This is a genomic window from Streptomyces sp. GL_141 (assembly GCF_057834385.1).
This window is the reverse complement of record NZ_CM174402.1, coordinates 998,714-1,019,910: the sequence shown is the minus strand read 5'-3', so window position 1 is coordinate 1,019,910 and position 21,197 is coordinate 998,714. Positions and strand designations below refer to the sequence as shown.

Annotated in this window: 18 protein-coding genes and 1 pseudogene; 14 read left to right on the top strand and 5 right to left on the bottom strand. The window is 73.5% G+C overall.

The features are described from left to right. Positions 1–3: 3 nt before the first annotated feature. Complete coding sequence (locus tag AC3IX6_RS04435; protein ID WP_489368928.1) at positions 4–645, top strand: PadR family transcriptional regulator; 642 nt, start codon at positions 4–6, stop codon at positions 643–645. Positions 646–768: 123 nt separating this feature from the next. Continuing rightward, positions 769–2,139 (top strand): FAD-binding oxidoreductase, encoded by a 1,371-nt coding sequence (locus tag AC3IX6_RS04430; protein WP_489368927.1) that lies wholly within the window; start codon positions 769–771, stop codon positions 2,137–2,139. A 124-nt stretch (positions 2,140–2,263) separates the two neighbouring features. On the opposite strand, the gene AC3IX6_RS04425 is transcribed toward AC3IX6_RS04430, so the two are convergent. Both AC3IX6_RS04425 and AC3IX6_RS04420 read right to left on the bottom strand, forming a co-directional pair. Beyond that, positions 2,264–2,692 (bottom strand): hypothetical protein, encoded by a 429-nt coding sequence (locus AC3IX6_RS04425; protein WP_489368926.1) that lies wholly within the window; start codon positions 2,690–2,692, stop codon positions 2,264–2,266. Beyond that, positions 2,689–3,177, bottom strand: a pseudogene (locus AC3IX6_RS04420) (RNA polymerase sigma factor); the annotation flags it as partial. The pseudogene AC3IX6_RS04420 and the gene AC3IX6_RS04425, both read right to left, overlap by 4 nt. A 222-nt stretch (positions 3,178–3,399) precedes the next feature. On the opposite strand from AC3IX6_RS04420, the gene AC3IX6_RS04415 reads away from it, so the two are divergent. The 8 genes from AC3IX6_RS04415 to AC3IX6_RS04380 all read left to right on the top strand — a co-directional run bounded on the left by AC3IX6_RS04415 (position 3,400) and on the right by AC3IX6_RS04380 (position 14,129). Next, the gene (locus AC3IX6_RS04415) at positions 3,400–3,786 is read left to right on the top strand and encodes a CU044_2847 family protein (protein WP_274550490.1); all 387 of its coding nucleotides are present in this window, start codon (positions 3,400–3,402) and stop codon (positions 3,784–3,786) included. Next, a complete protein-coding gene (locus AC3IX6_RS04410) occupies positions 3,783–5,717 on the top strand; it encodes a VMAP-C domain-containing protein (protein ID WP_489368924.1) in 1,935 nt (644 codons plus the stop codon). The genes AC3IX6_RS04415 and AC3IX6_RS04410 overlap by 4 nt, the downstream gene beginning before the upstream one ends. A 48-nt stretch (positions 5,718–5,765) precedes the next feature. Beyond that, complete coding sequence (locus tag AC3IX6_RS04405) at positions 5,766–6,806, top strand: AAA family ATPase (RefSeq protein ID WP_489368923.1); 1,041 nt, start codon at positions 5,766–5,768, stop codon at positions 6,804–6,806. A gap of 122 nt (positions 6,807–6,928) precedes the next feature. Further along, on the top strand, positions 6,929–11,938 hold the full coding sequence (gene fxsT, locus AC3IX6_RS04400) for an FxSxx-COOH system tetratricopeptide repeat protein (protein ID WP_489368922.1): 5,010 nt from the start codon (positions 6,929–6,931) through the stop codon (positions 11,936–11,938). 85 nt (positions 11,939–12,023) lie between these two features. After that, positions 12,024–12,326 (top strand): ArsR/SmtB family transcription factor, encoded by a 303-nt coding sequence (locus AC3IX6_RS04395; protein ID WP_385383530.1) that lies wholly within the window; start codon positions 12,024–12,026, stop codon positions 12,324–12,326. Next, positions 12,323–12,715 (top strand): VOC family protein, encoded by a 393-nt coding sequence (locus tag AC3IX6_RS04390; protein WP_489368920.1) that lies wholly within the window; start codon positions 12,323–12,325, stop codon positions 12,713–12,715. The genes AC3IX6_RS04395 and AC3IX6_RS04390 overlap by 4 nt, the downstream gene beginning before the upstream one ends. A 183-nt stretch (positions 12,716–12,898) precedes the next feature. Next, positions 12,899–13,678: an alpha/beta hydrolase gene (locus AC3IX6_RS04385; protein WP_489368919.1), complete on the top strand. Its 780-nt coding sequence runs from the start codon at positions 12,899–12,901 to the stop codon at positions 13,676–13,678. Next, complete coding sequence (locus AC3IX6_RS04380) at positions 13,668–14,129, top strand: hemerythrin domain-containing protein (RefSeq protein ID WP_489368918.1); 462 nt, start codon at positions 13,668–13,670, stop codon at positions 14,127–14,129. Before AC3IX6_RS04385 ends, AC3IX6_RS04380 begins: the two co-directional genes overlap by 11 nt. Positions 14,130–14,174: 45 nt before the next feature. On the opposite strand, the gene AC3IX6_RS04375 is transcribed toward AC3IX6_RS04380, so the two are convergent. Both AC3IX6_RS04375 and AC3IX6_RS04370 read right to left on the bottom strand, forming a co-directional pair. After that, on the bottom strand, positions 14,175–15,278 hold the full coding sequence (locus AC3IX6_RS04375; protein ID WP_489368917.1) for an NUDIX domain-containing protein: 1,104 nt from the start codon (positions 15,276–15,278) through the stop codon (positions 14,175–14,177). Positions 15,279–15,409: 131 nt separating this feature from the next. Further along, positions 15,410–16,045 (bottom strand): LysE/ArgO family amino acid transporter, encoded by a 636-nt coding sequence (locus AC3IX6_RS04370; protein WP_489368916.1) that lies wholly within the window; start codon positions 16,043–16,045, stop codon positions 15,410–15,412. Positions 16,046–16,115: 70 nt separating this feature from the next. Between AC3IX6_RS04370 and AC3IX6_RS04365 the strand changes: the two genes are divergently transcribed. The 4 genes from AC3IX6_RS04365 to AC3IX6_RS04350 all read left to right on the top strand — a co-directional run bounded on the left by AC3IX6_RS04365 (position 16,116) and on the right by AC3IX6_RS04350 (position 19,743). Beyond that, complete coding sequence (locus AC3IX6_RS04365; protein ID WP_489368915.1) at positions 16,116–17,012, top strand: LysR family transcriptional regulator ArgP; 897 nt, start codon at positions 16,116–16,118, stop codon at positions 17,010–17,012. A gap of 82 nt (positions 17,013–17,094) precedes the next feature. Continuing rightward, positions 17,095–17,484 (top strand): TOBE domain-containing protein, encoded by a 390-nt coding sequence (locus tag AC3IX6_RS04360; protein ID WP_489368914.1) that lies wholly within the window; start codon positions 17,095–17,097, stop codon positions 17,482–17,484. 107 nt (positions 17,485–17,591) lie between these two features. Next, on the top strand, positions 17,592–18,680 hold the full coding sequence (locus AC3IX6_RS04355; protein ID WP_489368913.1) for a magnesium and cobalt transport protein CorA: 1,089 nt from the start codon (positions 17,592–17,594) through the stop codon (positions 18,678–18,680). A 217-nt stretch (positions 18,681–18,897) separates the two neighbouring features. After that, a complete protein-coding gene (locus tag AC3IX6_RS04350) occupies positions 18,898–19,743 on the top strand; it encodes a chitosanase (protein ID WP_489368911.1) in 846 nt (281 codons plus the stop codon). Here the strand turns inward: AC3IX6_RS04350 and AC3IX6_RS04345 are convergent. Then, complete coding sequence (locus AC3IX6_RS04345; RefSeq protein WP_489368910.1) at positions 19,716–21,143, bottom strand: glycosyltransferase family 87 protein; 1,428 nt, start codon at positions 21,141–21,143, stop codon at positions 19,716–19,718. The two genes, AC3IX6_RS04350 and AC3IX6_RS04345, sit on opposite strands and share 28 nt — an antisense overlap. Positions 21,144–21,197 lie beyond the last annotated feature (54 nt).

Genomic DNA, 21,197 nt, shown 5'->3' with positions numbered 1-21,197 from the left:
GCGATGTCAATGGACCCGGCGCTCACCACCACGTCGTACGCGATCCTCGGCCTGCTCTCCGTCCGGCCCTGGAGTACGTACGAGCTCGCCCGGCAGATGGACCGGAGCCTGGGCCGCATCTGGCCCCGGGCCCAGAGCAAGCTGTACGAGGAGCCGAAGAAGCTCGTCCGCCGCGGCCTGGCCGAGGCGGCGCGAGAAGCGGTCGGACGGCGGCCGCGCACCGTCTACAGCATCACCGCCGAGGGACGGCGCGCGCTGGCCGACTGGCTGCCCGAGCCGAGCGCCGGGCCGGTCCTGGAGTCCGAACAGCTCCTGAAGGTGTTCTTCGCGGACTCCGGCACCAGCGCCGACACCCTGGCCACCCTCCGTGACGCCCGGGCCTGGGCCGAAGAGCGCAACGAGGGCAACGCCGCGACCGCGCGCGCCCATCTCGCCGGCGAGGCGCCGTTCCCGGAACGTGCCGCCCAGACCCTGCTCGTGGGCCGCTTCCTCACGGACTACTACCGGCTCGTCGCCACCTGGGCGGAGTGGGCGACCGCCATCGTCGAGCAGTGGCCCGACGATCCCGCGGACGCCGCCCCCGACCCCCGGGAGCTGGCCGAGGTCCTTCGGCGGGCGAGCTGGAGCGCCCCGGCCGAGGGCTGAGCGGTTCGGATTGCCGCTCCACCCATTCGGCGTAGCGTGAATCGAGGGGCCATCCACTGGCGGACAGCCCGGAGCTCGCCGGAGGTCACACCGTCCCGAGCCGGGGCAAGAGGAGCGACGGCCATGGGCAACCTCACTCTGGACCAGCTGAGCGAAAGGGTGCGCGGCACCGTCGTCACTCCGGGGGACGAGGCCTACGACGAAGCCCGCACGGTCTACAACGCCATGATCGACAGACGGCCGGCCGTCGTCGTGCGCTGCGTCAACGCCGGCGACGTCATGGCGGCCGTCGACTTCGCCCGGGAGAACGGGCTCGACCTGGCGGTCCGGGGCGGCGGGCACAGCGTGCCCGGCTTCGGCACCTGCGACGACGGCGTGGTCGCCGACCTGTCCGCGATGCACGGCGTCCGCGTCGACCCCGTACGGCGGACGGCGCGCGCCGAGGGCGGCGCGACCTGGGGCGACTTCAACGCGGCCACCCACGCCTTCGGTCTGGCGACGACCGGCGGGATCATCTCCACCACCGGCGTCGGCGGCCTCACCCTCGGCGGAGGCATCGGCTACCTCGACCGAGGACTGGGCCTGAGCTGCGACAACCTGGTCTCGGCCGATGTGGTGACGGCCGACGGACAGCTCGTCGTGGCGAGCGAGCAGGAGCACGAGGACCTCTTCTGGGCGCTGCGCGGCGGTGGCGGCAATTTCGGCGCGGTGACCTCCCTCGAATTCCGGCTCAGCCCGGTCGAGAACATCTACGGCGGGCCGATCCTCTACGAACTGGACAGCGCCGGCGCCGTGCTGCGCGCCTTCCGGGACTTCATCGCCGACGCGCCGGAGCAGCTGGGCGGGTTCCCGGCCTTCCAGATCGCCCCGCCACTGCCGTTCATCCCGCAGGACCGGCACGGCGACACCTTCATCCTGATCGTGTCCTGCTGGGCGGGCCCGACGGAGGAGGGCGAGCGGGCCCTCCAGCCCTTCCACGACTTCGCCCCGGTGGTCGCGGAGCACGTCGGCGTGATGCCGTATCCCGCGCTGAACAGCGCCTTCGACGCGCTGGTGCCGCCCGGTCTCCAGCACTACTGGAAGGCCAACTTCGTGACGGAGCTCAGCGACGAAGCGATCGAGGCGCACCTGGTGCACGGCCCCCGCGTACCCGCCGTGAACTCGACGGTCCACATCTACCCGATCAACGGCGCCTGCCACCGCGTGGCCCCGGACGCGACGGCCTTCGCCTACCGGGACGCCTCCTTCGCCACCGTCATCGCGGGCATGTGGCCGGACCCCGCCGACAACGAGGCCAACACCGCCTGGGTCCGCGACTACTACGAGGCCACCGCCCCGCACTCGGAGGAGGGCGGCTACGTCAACTTCATGGCGGACGACGACCAGGACCGCATCCGCGCCAACTACAAGGGCAATTACGACCGCCTGGTCCAGGTCAAGGGCGCGTACGACCCGGACAACCTCTTCCACCTGAACCAGAACATCAAGCCCTAGCGCAGCGGCGGGCGCCACGGTGGGGGGCGAAGACGAAGCGTACGAGCCGTACATCGGGCGAGCGGTACGTGCGGCGCGGCTGGCACTCCGACTCGCGGCGCCGGGCGCCGCACACGGTTGCAGGTCAGCGCCGGATTCCCACCGGCTTCCCCCCGTCACGCCGCGGTTCAGTTGTGGCCCGGACTCCCGCCCGGGCAGGCGCATCGTAGGGCTTCGCCGCAGGGTGTGTCCTGGTGAGGGCGCAGACGCCGTCCGTGCACCGGCGCTCCAGGCGGCCGCGCGAGATGGTCTGCGCCAGGCCGACCATCCAGCACGTGGGGCAGCCGCGGAAGGCGACGAGGGCCAAGGGGGCCGCCAGCAGGGCGACCGGGCCGGCGGTCGGCACCAGGGCGATCGAGCCGATGACCAGCCCGAAACCGAGGGCGCCGCGCGCCAGATGGCGCGGGATGGAGCTGCTGGCGAAGTTCGGCGTGGGCGTCGCGGGCGTCGCGGGCGCCCCGGGTGTCGCGGGCGGCGTGGATCGTGCGGGCTTCACGGTGTTCGTGGTGTTCACCGTCGTGGTTCTCCTTCGACTACTGGTGGGTCGATCGCCGTCAATTGGTCGCGCAGCGCCGCGCGTCCGCGGTGCAGCCGCGATTTCATCGCCGCAGTGCTCAGGCCGAGCGCATCGGCGACGGCCTTGCCGGGCAGGCCCTGGACGTCCCGCAGGATCAGGACCTGGCGCTGGTCACGGGGAAGGGTGCTGACCGCGGCCGCGATCCGCTCCGCCTCCAGCCGGCGCAGCACCGCGTCCTCGGCGGACGGGTCCGCCGGCTCCGGCCGGGCCGGCGCCTCGTCGCTCCGCGCCAGGAGCAGCCGTACCTGCCGCAGGCACTCGTTGCGCACGATCCGGAACATCCACGAGGCGAGGGCGCCGGTGGCCCGCAAGGTGCCGATCTTCCGGTAGAGGATGATCAGCGCCTCCTGCGCCGCGTCCTCCGCGTCCTGGGGCGAGGCGCAGAGCGAGAGGGCGAACCTGCGTACATGGGGGCTCCGATCACTACGAGTCCGGTGATCATCATGGGTGGTTCCTCCTGAGTTCCGCCGGCCCGTTCGGCCGGTACGAGGACAAGAGGCGCGGAGATCCGAAAAGGATTCAGCCGAACGTTCCGAGTCGGGTCATCTCCCTGCACGATCCGGACACGACCCTGCACAATGGCCTCCGGCAAGGTCAACGTGGCTCACATGAAGCCCAGTTGTCCGGTGGCTGGGGGAGAGGCTATGGAACGGCAGATCCAGGAGATCGAACTGCCCAACGGGGAGACCGTACTGGCGCGCGTCAGCGTGATGCGCCCCGAGGACGCTCCCCGCGGATCGGACGAGTTCGCGTACGACGACGTGGGCGCGCTCGACCACCTGACCGCCCGGGTGGACCAGTTGAACGAGCTGGTCAGCGGCATCGGATCAGCCGTACTCGAATCCGCGCGGGCCGCCCGCCCCGATGAGGTCAGCGCCACCTTCGGGATCGAGCTGGCCGTGAAACCGGGCAAGGCCGTCGCCATGCTGGCGGACGGCGAGGCCAAGGCCGCGATCTCGGTCACCCTCACCTGGAGCCGCCGAGAAGCCGAAGGCAGGGTGGGCCCGGGCCCGGACGACGCAAGCGGATGACGGCGGCGAAACTCGAAGAGCTCACACGCCGCGCCACGGTGCGGATCGGGCCCGAAGGAGACCCGGACAGGCTCTGGGGCACCGGGTTCTTCGTCGCTCCCGGCTGGGTGCTCAGCTGCGCCCACGTGATCCCCGGAGTGGAGCGGCCGGAGGCGGTGGGCACCTTCCTGGTGCACGGACTGCACGGCACCGCTCCGGCACGGCTCGGGTACTGGCTGGGCGGGGGGTTCGACCCCGAACAGGACCTCGTGCTGATCCGGCTGGCGGACGACTCGGTCCGGCACGCGTGCGTACGGCTCGGCGACCGGAGCGACGCACCCTCGCGGGTGACGGTCTACGGGTGGCGCGCGGCCGAGGGCTCCGCGCCCCAGAGGTGGAGCGGGCACTGCGTCATCAACGGCAGCGACGGACCGAGCGGACTCACCCTCGGTCCCGAGACCGAGATCCCCCACGGGGCCTCGGGCGGCCCGGTGCTGGACCGGGACCGCGGCGTCGTCCTCGGTGTGGTCAAGGCGCGCAGGCGCGGCAAGGACGGCGGGCTGGCCATCGCCGCCACGGCACTGCGCGGGTTCGCACGGGCCGTGCCCGTCGGCGGTGAGCACGGGCTGGGGAGCGAACCGTACCGGGAGCTCATCCGCGCCCACGACCAGTGGCACCACCGCATGCGGGAGGAGCCCGGCTCGGCCGCGAAGTCCTGGGTGGCCGCGCAGGAAGGGGTCGTCCCCTCGGGCGAGCGGGTCTGGACCCCGAGGGACAGTGCGGCGGCGTCCGCCCTGCTGGCCGAACTGCCCCCGCCCGTCTCCACGCGGGAACTCGAAGCGCTCATCGAGGTGGCGGTGGGCGAGGAGCCCCTGTGGCCGGGGGTGGTGGCGGCCCGCGACTGGCGCGACGGACACGGCTGGCTCTACGAGACGGCCGACGGCGACGACATCGCCTTCCTGCACTACCTCCTCCTCGTGGCCCGGACCTGCGCCGCGGAACGGCCCGGGCCGGCCGCCGAACTGGAGCGCTGGGTACAGGAACGCGCCGGACAACTGCCCGTCCACTACCGGGCACTGCTGAAGACGCCCAGGATCGCCGCCTGGGTCGCCGCGCGAGCCGCGGGCACGGAGGCGGGCGGCCCGGTGATCGCGGTCGAACTCCGCCCCGACGCCTACCGGCCGCAGGACCGCTTCCACTGGCGGATCTGGACCTGGGCCGAGGAGGCGGGCTGCTTCCACGCCTGGGCCGAGGGGGACGGGGCGGAGGGTGCCTCGCTCGCCGAACTGCCGTACCTCCTGAGCGAGCCGCTGCACGAGATCTTCGGCCGGACCGACACCGAGGACAGGCCCGCACGGCTCGAATTCGCTCTGCCCGTCGAGTGCTTCGACGAGGACGTGCACCTGTGGCGCTCCCGCCTCGTCGCGCGGAGCATCCGGCCGGACCCCGCCGACCGGCCCTTCGGCGTCCACCGGCAGGTGGTGCTGCGCCCGCTGGAAAGGGCCGCGACCCCCGGGGAGCTCCACAGGGAGCGCTGGCTGGGCGTGGCCGAGGGGGACCTGGAAACACTGCCCCTCAGATGGCCCGAAGCGGGGAGCGAGGTACTGGAGGCGGCGCCGGCCGGCGCCGTACCGCTGGTGTGCAGAACGGCGGGGGACGGCGCCGAGCCGCTGCGCGAGGTGATCAGAGCGGGATACGCCGTCGCCCTGTGGCGCCGCGGCGACCCGCACCGGGCTGGCTGCGGCACGCCCTGCGGGGACCTGGAGGACCGGGTGGCACGGCTGCTGCGCCGGGCCCGGCAGGCCGTGGCCCTGCCCGAGGAACTGCGGATGCTGCGCGAGCGCATCAGCAGGGCGGACGCCGATGCGGACTGGGCCGAACCGCTGGCCCTGCTCTACGACGACCCGGACCGTCCGCTCCCCGAGCCGGCGGGCCTGCTGAACTCGCCCTGACCCCGCCGGCCGTCGGCCCCACCGCGACCGCTATCCGAGGAGCACGTCATGACCACCCCCGACTGGTTCGTCTTCCGGGGCGCCGGCGAACCGCACGACGGTGTCGACCGGCTGCCGCAGCCGCCCCCCTGGCGCGACTTCGACGGCTCCCCGGTGGTCGCGGGGCCCCCGCCCCTGGGCGCGGAGACCACCCGGCGGCTGGGCTCCGACGCGGCCATGGGATCCGCGGGCCTCGCCTGGCGCCCGGCCGAACTGGAGATGATCAACGCCGCCCTGTACCTGCGGCGCCCCCTGCTCGTGACCGGGGAGCCGGGCTCGGGGAAGTCGACGCTCGCGCACGCCCTCGCCCACGAACTGGGCCTGGGCCGCGTACTGCACTGGCCGGTCGTCAGCCGTACGACGCTGCGCGAGGGGCTGTACTCGTACGACGCCATCGCCCGGCTCCAGGACATGCAGCTGGCCCGCGAGGGAGGCGAGGACCACACCCGGGACATCGGCCGCTACCTCCGCCTCGGCCCGCTCGGCACCGCGCTGCTGCCGTACGACAAACCGCGCGTGCTGCTCGTCGACGAGCTCGACAAGAGCGACATCGACCTGCCCAACGACCTGCTGAACGCACTGGAGGAAGGGGAGTTCACCATCCCCGAACTCCAGCGCCTCCAGGCGGTCCAGGAGGCCGTCGAGGTCGATACCGACGACGACACCCAGGCCGAGGTCACCAAGGGCAAGATCCGCTGCCGGGCCTTTCCCGTGGTCGTGATGACCAGCAACGGCGAACGGGACTTCCCCGTCCCGCTGCTGCGCCGCTGCCTGCGTCTGGAACTGTCGTCGCCCAAGGACGACGAATGGGGCACCGGCCGCCTCCGGTCCATGGTCCGCGCCCACTTCGGTGAAGCCGACGCCGAGGCCAACGACGCCCTGATCCAGCAGTTCCTCCAGAGCCGGCCCGGCGCCCTGCGCACGGCGGACCAGCTCCTCAACGCCATCTACCTGACACGGGAGACGGTGCCCGGCGACGAGTCCGACCGGCAGCGGCTGGCCGAACTGCTGATGCGACCCCTCGACCACGGTGAGCCCGGGCCGAACTGATGGCCCCCGAGCCCGCCACGCCCCCCGAGCCCGCCACGCCGCAGCCGCCCGCGCCCCCGTCGCCGCCCGGACCCCCGCTGCCTTCCGCGCCGGGCGGTGTGCCGACGGGTGCGCCGGCCGGTGTGCCCGCCGGACCCGCTCCGCTCGCGGAGCTGGTGCGCAGGCTGCTGTCCGCGGGCGCGGAGCCGACGGCCCGCGAGCTCGCCGAGGCGCTCTGGCTGGCCCGGCACGTGGACCCGGCCGCGCCCTCGCTCCCGGCACCGGCCGAACCGCCCTTCGCCCGTGCTCCGGCCGGGGACGCGCAGGGCCCTGCCGGGGACGCCCGCGACCCGGCCGGGGACGTACCGGGCCCGGCCGGCGCCGCCGAAGGGGGCCCCGCAGCCGCCGGAGGCCCGGCCGGACCGCCGGAGCGCACCCGGCTGTACGCCGACCACCCCCACCGCCGCGCCCGGGGCGAAGGCCCCGCCGACGGCCTCGAACGGGTCCGGGTCCCCATGGCCACCACCCTGCCGCAGTCCCTGACCCTCGTGCGAGCCCTGCGCCCGCTCCAGCGCTACCGGGCACCCACGCGCCCGGTGCGGGACCAGCTCGACGAACAGGCCACCGCGGAGCGGGCGGCGCAGACGGGCCTGTTGCTGCCCGTCAGCCGTTCCTCCGCCCGGCGCGAGGCCCGGATCCGTCTCGTCATGGACGTGTCGACCTCGACCCCGGTGTGGCAGCGGACCCTGGGGGAACTGAGCGAGATCCTCGCCGGGACCGGAGCGTTCCGCGAGATCCTGGTCCACCACGTGCGCGAGGCCGGGGACGGACGGCTGCTGATCGGCCCCGCCCGGGACGGGAGCCGCCCGTTCTGGGGAGCGGAGCAGCTGCGGGATCCCTCCGGCCGGCAGCTGACGCTGGTGCTCAGCGACTGCGCCGGACCGCTGTGGCGCGCGGGACGGATGCAGCGGCTGCTCCACCGCTGGAGCGCGGTGGCACCCGTAGCCCTGGTCCAGCCGCTGCCCCAGCGCATGTGGCGGCGCACCCATCTGCCGGCGCTGCCGGGAACGCTGCGGCGCCCCGAGGGGCTGGCGAGCCGGCTCGCGTTCCTCCCGCTCGAAGGCGGTACCGCGGCGGGGCGGGTCCCCGTGCCCGTGCTCGCGCCGACCGGCGCGGGGCTGGGAGCGTGGGCACGCCTCCTGTCGACGTCGACGGGCATCGCGCTGCCGGCGGCGGCGGGCTGGGTGGGCCCCGACCACGCACCGGCCCTCCCCGTCGCCGTGGACCGTACGCCGCCCCCCGCCGAACTGATCGGGTCGTTCCGCCGGACCGCCTCGCGCCCCGCCCTGCAACTGGCCGTGGCCCTCTCGGCCGTCCCCCTCAGCCTCCCCGTGATGCAGCTGGTGCAGCGCAGTACGGCCCCCGGTACGGGACCGTCCGTCCTCGCGGAGGTCCTGCTCAGCGGACTCCTGCGGCGGGCCGAGCCCGACGGGTGGTACGAGTTCGTGCCCGGAGTGCGCGAGGCGCTGCTGCGGGCGCTGCCCCTGGGCGAAGCCCTCCTCGTACTCAGGTACTGCGGGGAGTACGTGGAGCGCCACTTCGGGCGGCGCGCCCACAACTTCCCCGCCCTCGCCCGTGCGTACCTCACCGGCGAGGAGCGGCCCGACGACGAGGGCGAACTGCTCGCCCCGCAGGCCTTCGCCGAAGTCTCCGCGCTGGTGGCCCGTCGCTACGCCCAGGCCGCGACCGGCCGGGAAGCGGTGCGGGCGGCGCAAGCGGAGGAGCGGACCCGGGCCCAGGAGCGGGCTCGGGCGGTGGAGGAGGTACGGGCCGAGGAGCGGATGCGGGCCGCGGAGCAGGTGCGGGCCGCGCTGGACGACCGGGCCGAGGAACGCGTGCGGATCGAGGAACGGGTACGCGCCGAGGAGCGGGTGCGGGCCGCGGAGCAGGTGCGGATCGCCGAGGAGCGGGTACGGACCGAGGAGCGCGCCTTGGCCGAGGAGCGGGCGCGCGCTGAGGAACGCCTGCGGGAGCGGGCGCGGGCCGAGGAACGCCTGCGGATCGAGGAGCAGGTACGGGCCGACGATCGAGCTCGGGCGGAGGAACGCGAGCGGGCCGCGGAGCAGGCGCGGGAGCGGGACCTGGCGCGGGACCGAGCGCGGGCCGAGGCTCCGACGCACACCGACGAGAGCAGCCGCCCCCGGAACATCGTCGTGGTCTACAACGGTTTCAACAGGCCCTGGGCGGTCTGGCTGGCCCACCGGCTGGGTGCCCACGGACTGGGCACCCAGCTGCGCCGCTGGGAGCCGGCCGCCGGGCAGCCGCTGGAGGACGAACTGCGCGGGCTGTTGCCGCGCCGGGGCTCGGTGCTGATGGTGCTCAGCCAACGCCTCTTCGCCACGGGCGATCGCACCGACCGGGAGTGGAACACCGCGTGGCAGGGCCTCGACCCGTCGGAGCTGGAGCGGTTCGCCGCTGCCGCCTTGACCGAGGAGACGCTGCCCGCGACGCTGCTGGAGCCCGTGACCCTGTGGGGCGTGGACGCGAACGAGGCGGAGTACCGGGTGCTGCGCCGTCTGGACCTGCCCACCGACCGGATCGGCACCGGGCGCGACCGGAGCGGCCCGCGCTTCCCGAACGACCCGCCCGAGGTCTGGGGCCCCGTCCCGCGCCGCAACCCCCGCTTCACCGGCCGCGAGGAGCTCATCACCCACCTGCGCACGACCCTGGTCGAAGCCCCGCGCGAGGTCTCCGCCGTCACCCTCGTCGGTCTCCCGGGCATCGGCAAGACCCAGATCGCCACCGAGTACGCCTACCGCTTCGCCTCCGAGTACGACGTGGTGTGGTGGGTCCCCGCCGGGGACCGGGCCACCCTGCGCGAACACCTTGCCGCCCTGGCCGGCGCCCTCGGGCTGACGCACGTCTCGAGGGAATACGGCGAGCGGATCCGGGCCGTGCACGAAGCACTGCGGCGGGGAACTCCGTACGCCCGGTGGCTGATCGTCTTCGACGGCTGCGACACCCCGGACGATCTCACGGACCTGCTGCCCTCCGGTCCCGGCGACGTCATCATCACCTCCCACAACCGTGCGTGGCCCTCCCGGCACACCAGCCTCGTCGAAGTCCCGCTCTACGACCGCTCCGAGTCCGTCGCCTTCGTCCGCCGCCGGGCGGTGCACCTCACCGCTGCCGAGGCCGACCGGCTCGCCGAGGCCCTGGAGGACCACCCGCTCGCGCTCGAACAGGCCGCCGGCCGGCTCGCCGACTCCTCGCTCGGAGTGGGCGACTACCTCGCCCTGCTGGAGCAGGGCCCGGACTCCCGCGAGGCCGTCACCCTCTCGGACGACTACCCGATGGCCTTCCCCACCGCGCTGGCCATCCTCCTCAACAACCTGCGGGCGAACTTCCCCGAAGCCTTCGCCCTGCTCCGGCGGCTGGTCTTCTTCGCCCCCGGCCCGGTACCGCTGCGGCTGCTGCGCGGTGTCCCCGCCGACGAGGTGCCGGAACGGGTCGCCGGGATGACGGGCGACCTCGTCCGGTGGACCGAGGCCCTCGACAAGCTGGTCCAGTTCTCCGTCGTGCGCCTGGAGCACTCGGGCCGGCCCGCGGGAGAAGGCGGCGGGCCGGACACCGCACAGATCCACGGCACGGTGCACCGCCTCGTCCGCGAGAGCCTCTCCGAGGACGAGGCCGAACCGCTCGCCCGCGCCGTTCAGCAGGTACTCGTCTGGGCCGACCCCGGCCGGCCCACCGACTCCCGGCTCTGGCCCCGGTACGCCGAAATCGTCCCGCACCTGGGACCCTCGGGGGTCCTCGGCAGCAGCGACCCGCGCATCCAGGCGTTCCTGCTGCAGTGCCTGCGCTACCTCGTCGCCGCCGGCGAGTACCAGGCCTGCCTGAGTCTCTGCGAGGACACCGACCGGTCCTGGCGGGCCATGTTCCACGCGGACCACCCCGCGCTGCGCGAGCTCGCGTACGAGCACATCACGGTGCTGTGCCACCTCGGCCGGCTGCGCCGGGCCGAGGAGCTGTCCCGCGAGCTCCTCGCGATCGGCGGGCGGCGGGGAGGGGGCGAGCATCCGCAAGCCCTGCGGGAGGAGGGCGCTCACGCTCGCGTCCTGCTGGCCCTCGGCCGGTACGAGGAAGCCTGTGAGCGGATCGTGTCGGCAGTGCACGGCACACTGGATCTGTTCGGTGAGGACGACCCCGCCACCTTGAACTTCCAGTACGACCTGGCCACCGCCTACCGGTTGCTGGGCCGCTACCCGGCAGCCTACGCACTCAACCTGGACACCCTGCGCCGCCTTGAGCGCGTCCTGCCGCACCGGCATGCCGCCACCCTCGCCTCCGGCATCTCCCACGCAGTGGACCTGCGGCTGATGGGTCAGTACCGGGAGGCGCAGACCCGGCAGGAACAAGGCGTCAGGCTCGTCGGGGAGGTGCTGGGACCCTCCCACCCCATGACCCTGCGCGCCGAGCACAACCTCGCACTGTGCCTGCGCGGCTCCGGAGACCTCCCCGGCGCGGGGCGGCTGCTGCGGACCGTGTGGGAGCGGGCCACGGCCCTCTTCGGAGCCGACTCCCCGGGGGCGCTCGCGGTGGCCTGCGACTACGCCGCGTACCTCCGGGAGTACGGGGACCTCGTCGAGGCCCGCAGGCTCTCCGAGGACGTGCTCCGCGCGTACGAGGGGCAGCTGGGCAGCGCCCACCCGTACAGCAGCGGCGCGAGGGGCAACCTCGCCCTGATCCTGCGGGAACGGGGCGAGCGCGAGGTAGCGCTGTCGCTGGCGGATCAGGCGCTGGCCGGAATGCGGGGCGCGGTCGGGGAGCGGCATCCGTGGACACTGGGCTGCGCGCTGAACGTCATGGGGCACCTCCACCTCATGGGACGTGAGGAGGACGCGCTCTCGCTGGGCCGGGAGACCCTGCGGGGCGTGGAACAGGTGCTCGGGTCGCAGCACCCGATGACGCTCACCGTGCAGATCGCCCTCGCCGCGGACCTCCGCGCCCTACGCGTGCGCGAGGAGGCGGCCACGTACGAGGAGGCGGGGATCCGGGGCCTCACGAGCACCCTCGGCGCCCAGCACGTCCGCACCATCGCGGCGAGAGAGCGGGTCCGCCCCTACTGGGACTTCGAGCCCATTCCGGACTGACCGGCGGGGGCGCGCACGGCTGTCCGCACCCGGTCCCGGGCGTCCCGAGTTGATAGGCAAGTGAATGCTTGCCTATCCTGTGGGGGTGGCCGACGAACTCTTCAGAGCTTTGGCCGACCCGACCCGCCGCACCATCCTCGACGAGCTCGCGGAGAAGTCCGGGCAGACGCTGTTCGAGATCTGCTCGCGGCTGACGATGAAGCACCGGCTCGGCATCTCGCGCCAGGGCGTCTCCCAGCACCTCGCCGTGCTGGAGGCCGCCGGCCTCGTCGAGACCAGGCGGGAGGGCCGGTACAAGTTCCACGACCTGAACACGGCCCCGCTGCGGCAGATCGCCGAGCGATGGCGCATGCCCGACCCGTCCGGACCGGAAGAGAGCACCCCGTGAAGATCCACCTGACCAGCGTCTTCGTCGACGACCAGGCCAAGGCCCTGCACTTCTACACCGAGATCCTCGGGTTCGTGAAGAAGCACGACGTCCCGCTGGGCGGGCCGGACCGGTGGCTGACCGTGGTCTCGCCCGAGGAGCCCGGAGGCACCGAGCTCCTCCTGGAGCCCGCCGGCCACCCGGCCGCCAAGACCTACCGGGACGCGCTCGTCGAGGACGGCATCCCGCTCGCCCAGTTCGCCGTGGACGACGTCACTGCGGAGTACGAGCGCCTGCGCGCCCTCGGCGTCCGCTTCACCCAGGAACCGCTGGAGATGGGCCCCGTCACCACCGCCGTCTTCGACGACACCTGCGGCAACCTGATCCAGCTCGCGACCGAACCGAAGTAGCCGACCGGCGCCCCGCTACTTCCGGGCGGCGGCCCCGGCGGCCCCGGGGCCTCGGAGCGGGAGGGCGACGCCGTTGCGGCAGTGCGACGCAACCGCCCAGCTGGCCTTGGTGGTTATAGTTTCAGGCAGCGTCGCGTGCCGGTGGCGGATCGATCGTCAGGCATGGAGGCGTCGTCTCGAAAGGTGGCTCCGGCCATTCCCACCCCAATTTCACAGAAGATCACGCTTTACCCCGCCGAGGACCGGTTCTTCGGCCCCCGACCCGCCGTCCTCGTCCTGCCCGGCGGCGGCTTCCGGGAACTTCCGCCGCACGAGGGCGAAGGCTACGCGCGCTGGCTGTCCGGCCTCGGCATCCACGCCTTCGTCCTGTCCTACCGGCTGCTGCCGGACCGGTTCCCGGCCCCGCTCGAAGACGCCCGGGCCGGGTTGGACCACATCCGCAACGGCGACCACGGCCTCGACGTCGGCCGGGTCGGTGTCATCGGATCAAGCGCGGGCGGCCAACTCGCCGGCCTGCTCATGACCGGCCGGATCCTGTCCATCGAGGAGGGCGTCGCCGACCCGCCCCGACCGGACTTCGCGATCCTGGCCTATGCGCTGGCCGACCTCGACCTGCTGCCGCCGGCGGTGGTCGAGAACCTGCTCGGCGAACTGCTGCCCATCAAGGACGAGCTGTCCCCGGCCAGGCACGTGGACGCGTCGGTGTGCCCGACCTTCGTATGGGCCACCGCTCAGGACCCGCCGGGCCTGCCCAACGCCCTGGAGTGGACCCGGGCGCTGGCGGCGGCCGCGGTACCGGTGGAGCTGCACGTCTACCCGGGCGGCAGCCACGGCATCGGCCTGGCCGACGGCGTGGAGTACGGCGGCGAGCCGCACAAGTTCATTGCGCGCGAGCCGCACACCGCGTCCTGGACGACCGCGTGCGCGGCCTGGCTGCGACGGGAGGGCGTCCTTGTCGACTGACCGCGTCACCGCCTGGGGCGGGGAACTGCAGCGGGTGCACGGCAAGCTGCGCACTGCGTTGGCGCTGGCGCGGGCGGGACTGGACGGCGGCGATCCCGCTGGCGCCGCCACCGACCTGCTGTTGTTCTGCCACGGGTTCTGCGCTGCCCTGTCCGGTCACCATCGCGCCGAGGACGGTTCGCTGTTCCCGGAACTGGTACGGGCGCGACCCGACCTGGCCCCGGTCATCGCGAAGCTGACTCAGGACCACAACATGATCGAGCACCTCATCGGCGGCTTGCGGAAGGCGGTGGCCGACTCGACCGACCCGGAGGTGGCGCACCGCCATCTGGACGGGATCGAGGCGGTCATGGAGACGCACTTCACGTACGAGGAGAAACAACTGGGAGCGGTGCTGGACGGCATGGACGCCGACTTCGACCGCACCGAGATCTTCGGCCCGATCAGCTGAGCCGCGTCCCGGTCGCGCCGCCCGCCGACGGCGCGACCGGGGCCCCTAGGCCTGGTCCACCAGTCGGCCGGCGTGGAGTTCCACGGGGCCGCCCGGTGTGGTGCGGGACGTGAGGCAGGCTTCGATTTGGCGGCGGAGGGCCGGTTTGGTGAAGCGGCGCAGGTCGGGCGGGGGGACCGTGCGCCATTCCAGGAGCTCCGTCTTCGGCAGGCGGATCCGGGCCAGGGTGGTGGCGTCCAGGGTGCCGCCGTCGTAGAGGAAGCGGACGCGGGCCGGATAGCCGGACCGGTGGGACCAGTTGACGGCGAGCAGCGGGCCCGGGGGCAGGTCGAGGCCGAGCTCTTCGAGGACCTCCCGGCGGGCCGCGGCGCGCGGGATCTCGCCGAGGTCGCTGTCGATGCCGCCGCCGGGCAGGTTCCAGTGGTCCGGATCACCGTACGCGGGCCGCACCAGCAGGACCCCGCCCGCGGAGTCGGTGAACAGCACGCTCGCCGCCGTCAGGGCCTTGGGGCGGGCGGCGCGGTGGCCGGCGGTGTCGTAGGCGCCCGCGTGTTCCAGCTCCGCCCGGCGCGCGGGGTCGAGGCCGGCCGGGGAGCCGGGCTGCGGCACCCCGTCGATCAGGTGCGCGAGGGAGCCGGAGTGCAGGGCGGCCAGGGCGGCGCGCAGACGGGACCGTTTCCGGGTGTCCAGGGCCTCGTAGGCCTCCTCCGGGGTGAGCCAGCGCGCCTCGGTGACCTCCCCGTCCGGGAAGGAGAGGGTGGAGGCCTCCTCGGGCGTGAGCGGGCCGACGAGGTGGACGTGGACGACGAGGGAGCGGCCGAGCGGCCCCGGCGGGCGGGAGTCCACGGCGAGCAGCCGCCCGACCGGCACGCTCAGGTCCAGCTCCTCCTTCAGCTCGCGGGCCAGCCCCTCTTCCGGTGTCTCGGTGTCCTTCACGCCCCCGCCCGGGAGCTCGAGCTCCGCCTTGTACGAGGTGGTGAGGACGAGGACCCGACCGCGCGGATCCAGCACGACCCCGGTGGCGGCGACGAGGGGCGAGGGCTGGGCGGCGTAGTGGGCGCGGACCGAGTCGGTGTACGGGGACGCGGAGGGCGGCGGGGTAGGGGTAGGGGGCGGGGTTGGCGTCGGAGTCGGGGGCTGGTCCGGCACGGGGGCTCCTGGTGATGCGGGGGGCCGTACGAGGTGGGGTACGAGGCGGCGGGCACGGTGATCCGTACCCACTCGGGGCGCGTCCATGGGGTGGACCTCGGCGGGAGTGCCCGTCGTACGCCGGCGCGGGGTCAGGCCCGGGCGAGGAGCAGGCCGCCCATCGTGACCATGGTCGCCGCGACGAGCCCGTCCAGGGCGCGCCAGGCCGCGGGCTTGCCGAGCGGGCCGCTGAGCAGCCGGGCGCCGTAGCCGAGCGCGCCGAACCAGGCGAGGCTCGCCAGGACGGCCCCGGCGCCGAAGGCCCAGCGCAGGTCGCCGCGGCCGGCGGCGATGGACCCGAGCAGCAGCACGGTGTCGAGGTACACGTGCGGGTTGAGCCAGGTCATGGCCAGGCAGGTCAGCACCACGCGTCGGGTGGTGGCGGAGCCGGCGGCCCTGCCGGTGGCGTCCGCGGTGAGGGCGGCGCCCGGGTCGGGGCGCAGCACCCGGCGGGCGGCCAGGGCTCCGTAGCCGATCAGGAAGGCGCCGCCGACGAGTCCGACGAGGGTGAGGGCGGGCGGCCAGGCGGTGACGAACGCGCCGACGCCGGCCACGCCGAGGGCGATCAGGGCCGCGTCCGAGAGGGCACAGATGGCGACCACGGCGAGGACCGACTGGCGGCGCACGCCCTGGCGCAGGACGAAGGCGTTCTGGGCGCCGATGGCGACGATGAGCGAAAGTCCGGTGCCGAAGCCCGCGAGGGCGGCCGGGATGATGCCGTGGTTCATGTCTTCGACCGTAGGTGGCGGCGCGGCGAGGAGTACAGCTAAAGATTCTTACCTACCATTAGCCGCTGTGATGGATGAGCTGCCTGTGGACCAGGTGCGGACCCTGCTCGCGGTGATCGACGAGGGCACCTTCGACGCGGCGGCCGCCGCCCTGCACGTGACCCCCTCCGCCGTCAGCCAGCGCGTCAAGGCGCTGGAGCAGCGGACCGGACGGGTGCTGCTGATGCGGACCAAGCCCGTGCGGGCGACCGAATCGGGTGAGGTCCTCGTCCGCTTCGCCCGGCAGCTCGTCCGGCTGGAGCGCGACGCGCGGGCCGAGCTGGGCATGGCCGAGGGCCTGGGCCCGGTGCGGCTGCCGATCGCGGTCAACGCGGACTCGCTGGCCACGTGGTTCCTGCCCGCGCTGACGAGGGTGCCGCAGGACCCGCCGGTCTGCTTCGAACTGCACCGGGAGGACGAGGCGCACGCGACCGAACTGCTGCGGGACGGGCGCGTGATGGCGGCGGTCACCTCGCAGCCGGTGCCCGTGGCGGGGTGCACGGTGCGCAGGCTCGGGCTCGTGCGGTACCTGCCCGTCGCGAGCCCGGACTTCGCGGCGCGGCATCTGCGGGACGCGGTGGAGCGGGACCTCCGGGAGGCGCCGGTCGTCGTGTTCGACCGGCTGGACCTGCTCCAGGACGAGTTCGTACGGGTGCTGACGGGGGACGCGGCGGCCACGGCGTCCGCGGTACGGCACTACGTGCCGACGTCGGAGGGGTTCTGCGACGCGGCGGTCGCCGGGCTGGGCTGGGCGATGCTGCCGATGGTGCAGGCCGACCCGTTGCTGGAGGCGGGGGAGCTCGTGGTGATCGCACCCGGGCGGAGCCTGGACATCGCGCTCTACTGGCAGCAGTGGAAGCTGGACTCGCCCGCGCTGTCGACGGTGGCGGAGGCGGTCGCGCGGGCGGCCGCGGGGGCGCTCGGCTAGGGGGCCTGGCTGGGGGGTGTCCCGGCGGGGCCGGACCCCTTGGCCTGCGAGGACCGGCCGGGGGAGGGCTTAGGCTGCGGGCATGGAGTCCTACACGATCGGCCAGGCGGCGCGGCTGCTCGGCGTCAGCGTAGACACGGCCCGGCGGTGGGCCGACGCGGAAAGGTTCCCGACGCGTCGGGACGGTACCCGGCGGATGGTCGACGGGCCGGACCTCGCCGCGTTCTGCGTGGAGGTCGCGCAGGAGGACGGCGAGGGGGAAGCCCCGTACACCTCGGCGCGCAACGCCTTCGCCGGCATCGTGACGGGCGTGAAGCTGGGCACGGTCGACGCGCAGGTGGAGATCCAGGCCGGACCGCACCGCGTCGTGTCGCTGCTGACCCGGGAGGCCGTGGAGGAACTCGGCCTGGAGGTCGGAGCGAGGGCGACGGCGCGGGTGAAGTCCACGAGCGTCTTCATCGACCGGTCCTGAGGGCCGGGCTGCCTGAGCGCCGGGCCTGAGGGCGGGGCGTTCATGCGGTCCGCGTGCCGGTGGCACACTGGCCGCTGATCCGCCGAAGGGGAGTACGTCCGTTGTCCATGTTCAGCAACCTGCGCCGGGCCGTGCGCCGCAGCTACAAGCGGGCCGTCGACCTCAGCCACCCGGCCCGCTCCCCGCTCGGCAGCGCCGTCGTCAACTGCATCGTCTACCGGGGCGGCGTGCGCCAGGACGGCCACGGCCACGCCGACGTGGGCGAGGCGCTGCGCCGCGTCCGCAAGACGGGCGAGGGCTTCGTCTGGATCGGGCTGCACGAGCCCTCGCAGGAGGAGTTCGCCGGGCTCGCCGAGCTGCTCGGCCTGCACCCGCTCGCCGTCGGGGACGCGGTCCAGGCCCACCAGCGGCCCAAGATCGAGCGCTACGACGAGACCCTCTTCGCCGTGTTCAAGACGGTGCGGTACGTGGAGCACGAGGAGCTGACCTCGACCAGCGAGGTGGTGGAGACCGGCGAACTGATGGCCTTCGCGGGCGCCGACTTCGTCATCACCATCCGGCACGGCGGCCGCGGCACCCTCGGGTCGGTCCGCGAGGAGCTGGAGGCCTTCCCCGAGCACCTGGCCAAGGGGCCGGTCGCGGTCCTGCACGCACTGGCCGACCACGTGGTCGACGAGTACGTGGCCGTCACGGACGCGGTGCAGAACGACATAGACGACGTCGAGACCATGGTCTTCAGCGAGCACGGCGGCCGCGGGGACGCCGGCCGGATCTACCAGCTCAAGCGCGAACTGCTGGAACTGCGCAGGGCGGTGGCCCCGCTGGGCCGGCCGCTCCAGCAGCTGAGCACCCTGCCCATTCCCGTCATCCCGCCGGAGATGCGCACCTACTTCCGGGACGTCGCCGACCATCTGACCCGTGCCACCGACCAGATCGGCGCGTACGACGCCCTCCTGGACTCGATACTGCAGGCCCATCTCGCGCAGGTGACCGTCGCCCAGAACGAGGACATGCGCAAGATCACCGCGTGGGCGGCCATCATCGCCGTCCCCACGATGGTCTGCGGGGTCTACGGCATGAACTTCGAGCACATGCCCGAACTGAAGTGGACCTACGGATATCCCTTCGTGCTCGGCGTGATGGCCGTCGCGTGCTTCGTCATCCACCGGGGCTTCCGGCGCAACGGCTGGCTCTGACCGCACCCGGCTCTGACCGCGCACCCGGCCGTGACCGCACCCGGCCGTGGAGATCGGCTGGACCTTCCTGGCCGCGTCCCGGCAGCGCAGCGGCGCCACGCGGAGGCCTGGAGGTCCACCCGGAGCGGGGCGTACCGGGGCCTTGAGGTGGTGCGACTTCTGGTAGTAAAGTTTCCTAACGAAGTCGCCCGAGCATCAACTCCCTCATGGAGGCACTGTGTTCACCCCCCACCGCAAGCGACTGGCCGTAAGTACCCTGCTCGGCGCCGCCCTTCTCGCCGTGCCCGTCACCGCCCACGCGACCGCCGCCGCCCCCACCGCGGCACCGGCCTCCGCGCAGGTGTCGGCCGCCGCCGTCGGACTCGACGATCCGGTGAAGAAGGACATCGCCATGCAGATCGTCTCCAGTGCCGAGAACTCCTCGCTGAACTGGAAGGCGCAGTACAAGTACATCGAGGACATAGACGACGGCCGCGGCTACACGGCGGGCATCATCGGCTTCTGTTCCGGCACCCACGACATGCTCGAACTCGTCGAGTACTACACGCAGATCAAGCCGGGCAACGTGCTCGCCAAGTACCTCCCCGCCCTGCGGAAGGTCGACGGCAGCGACTCGCACGCCGGACTCGACCCCAACTTCACCAAGGACTGGGTGAAGGCGGCCTCCGACTCCGACTTCAAGAAGGCCCAGAACCACGAGCGCGACCGGGTCTACTTCAACCCGGCCGTGAGCCGCGGCAAGTCCGACGGGGTCGGCGTGCTCGGCCAGTTCATCTACTACGACGCCATCGTCATGCACGGCGACGGCGACGACTCCACCAGCTTCCGCAACATCCGCAAGCGCGCCCTCTCCAAGGCCAAGCCCCCGGCCCAGGGCGGCAACGAGAAGACCTGGCTCAACGCCTTCCTCGACGCCCGGGTCTGGGCGATGAAGCAGGAGGAGGCGCACAGCGACACCAGCCGCGTCGACACCGCCCAGCGAGTGTGGGTCAAGAAGGGCAACCTGAACCTCAACACCCCCCTGGACTGGAAGGTTTACGGGGACCCGTTCCACATCGGCTGACCGCTCCGAGGAGCGCGAGGCGGCGGTCCGGGGCGCACTCCCCTCCCTCCCCGGGCCGCCGCCCGCCGCCGCACCCACCACCCCACGAGCACGGCCGCGCCCGCCAGCCCGTACGCCACCGGGATCGTCGCCCCGCCCAGCGCGCGCACCGAGACGTACGCCGCCGCCCCGGCGACCGCCACCCCCAGCCACTCGGCGCGGCCGTCCAGCGCCACCAGCGCGATCAGCAGCAGCGCGTACCAGGAGTACCCCGGCGTCATCAGCAGGAACGCCGTACCCGTCACCAACAGCGCCGCGCTCCAAGGCTGTTCGGGATCGCCGCGCCGCCAGACGTACGCCGTCACCGCCAGCATCCCGACCGCGACCGCGGGCACCGACCAGGAGTCCGGGAGCACGAGGCGCAGCAGCGCGTAGCGGCCGCCCGCGCCCGGGTCCTCGTACCCCTCCTCCTCGGCGTAGCCGCCCAGGTAGCCGAAGACCGATGCGCGGGAGACCAGCACGTACGGCAGGTACGCCAGGCCCACCACCGCGGCCGCGGGCAGCAGCAGCGCCGCCGCGTCCCGCCACCGCCGTACGCCGGCCAGCGCACCCGGAAGCAGCACCGCGGGCAGCAGCTTCGCCGCGATCGCCAGCCCGAACAGGGCTCCGCCGAGGGCGCGTCGGCGCACCACCACCCCCAGCGCCGCCACCGACAGCAGGACGGCGAGCACATCGACGTGCGCGTTGTTCACCGCCTCCACCGCCACCGCCGGACACCAGGCCCAGTACGCGGCGGTACGCAGCCGCGCGCCCCGGCGGCGCTGGACCAGCAGCAGCGCCCCGGTGACGGCGAGCGCCAGCAGGGCCCCTCCGGTCTGCAGGGCCTTGTGCCGCACGCCCGCCGGAGACAGGGCGTGGACCAGCCCGAAGTACCCCTCCGCGGCGGGCGGGTAGACGGTGTGGACGGACGGCCGGTTGATGCGGGTACACACCCCGGGCTCGATGCCCACCCGGTCGGGCCCGGCGCAGGCGGCCGCGCCGCGCGGGAACAGCCAGTCGTCGCGCAGGGCGCGCAGCGCCGGATCGGCGGGGGCGTGGTCGTACGGGGAGATCCCGGCGGCCTGCACCCGCCCGTCCCAGGCGTAGCGGAAGGAATCGGTGCTGGTCAGCGGCGGCCCGGCGAGCCCGGCCGCGCAGACGGCCAGGGCGCCGGCCAGCACGAGCGGGACCACGTACCGCTCCGGCACCCGGCGCAGCGACCAGGCGGCTGCGCCGAACAGCGTCCAGGCGGCCGCGTACCACCAGGTGAGCCGCGCCGGGTCGGCGAAGTAGCCCTCCTCGCGGACGGCGGGGACGAGGACGGCGGTCAGCGCGGCGAGCAGCAGCACGGTCAGGAGGGTCCGGGCGCGGGGGTGGTCCATACGGGCCAGCCTGGCAGCGCGGGACGCCGCCGGGCGGGCGACCGGGCCCGGCGT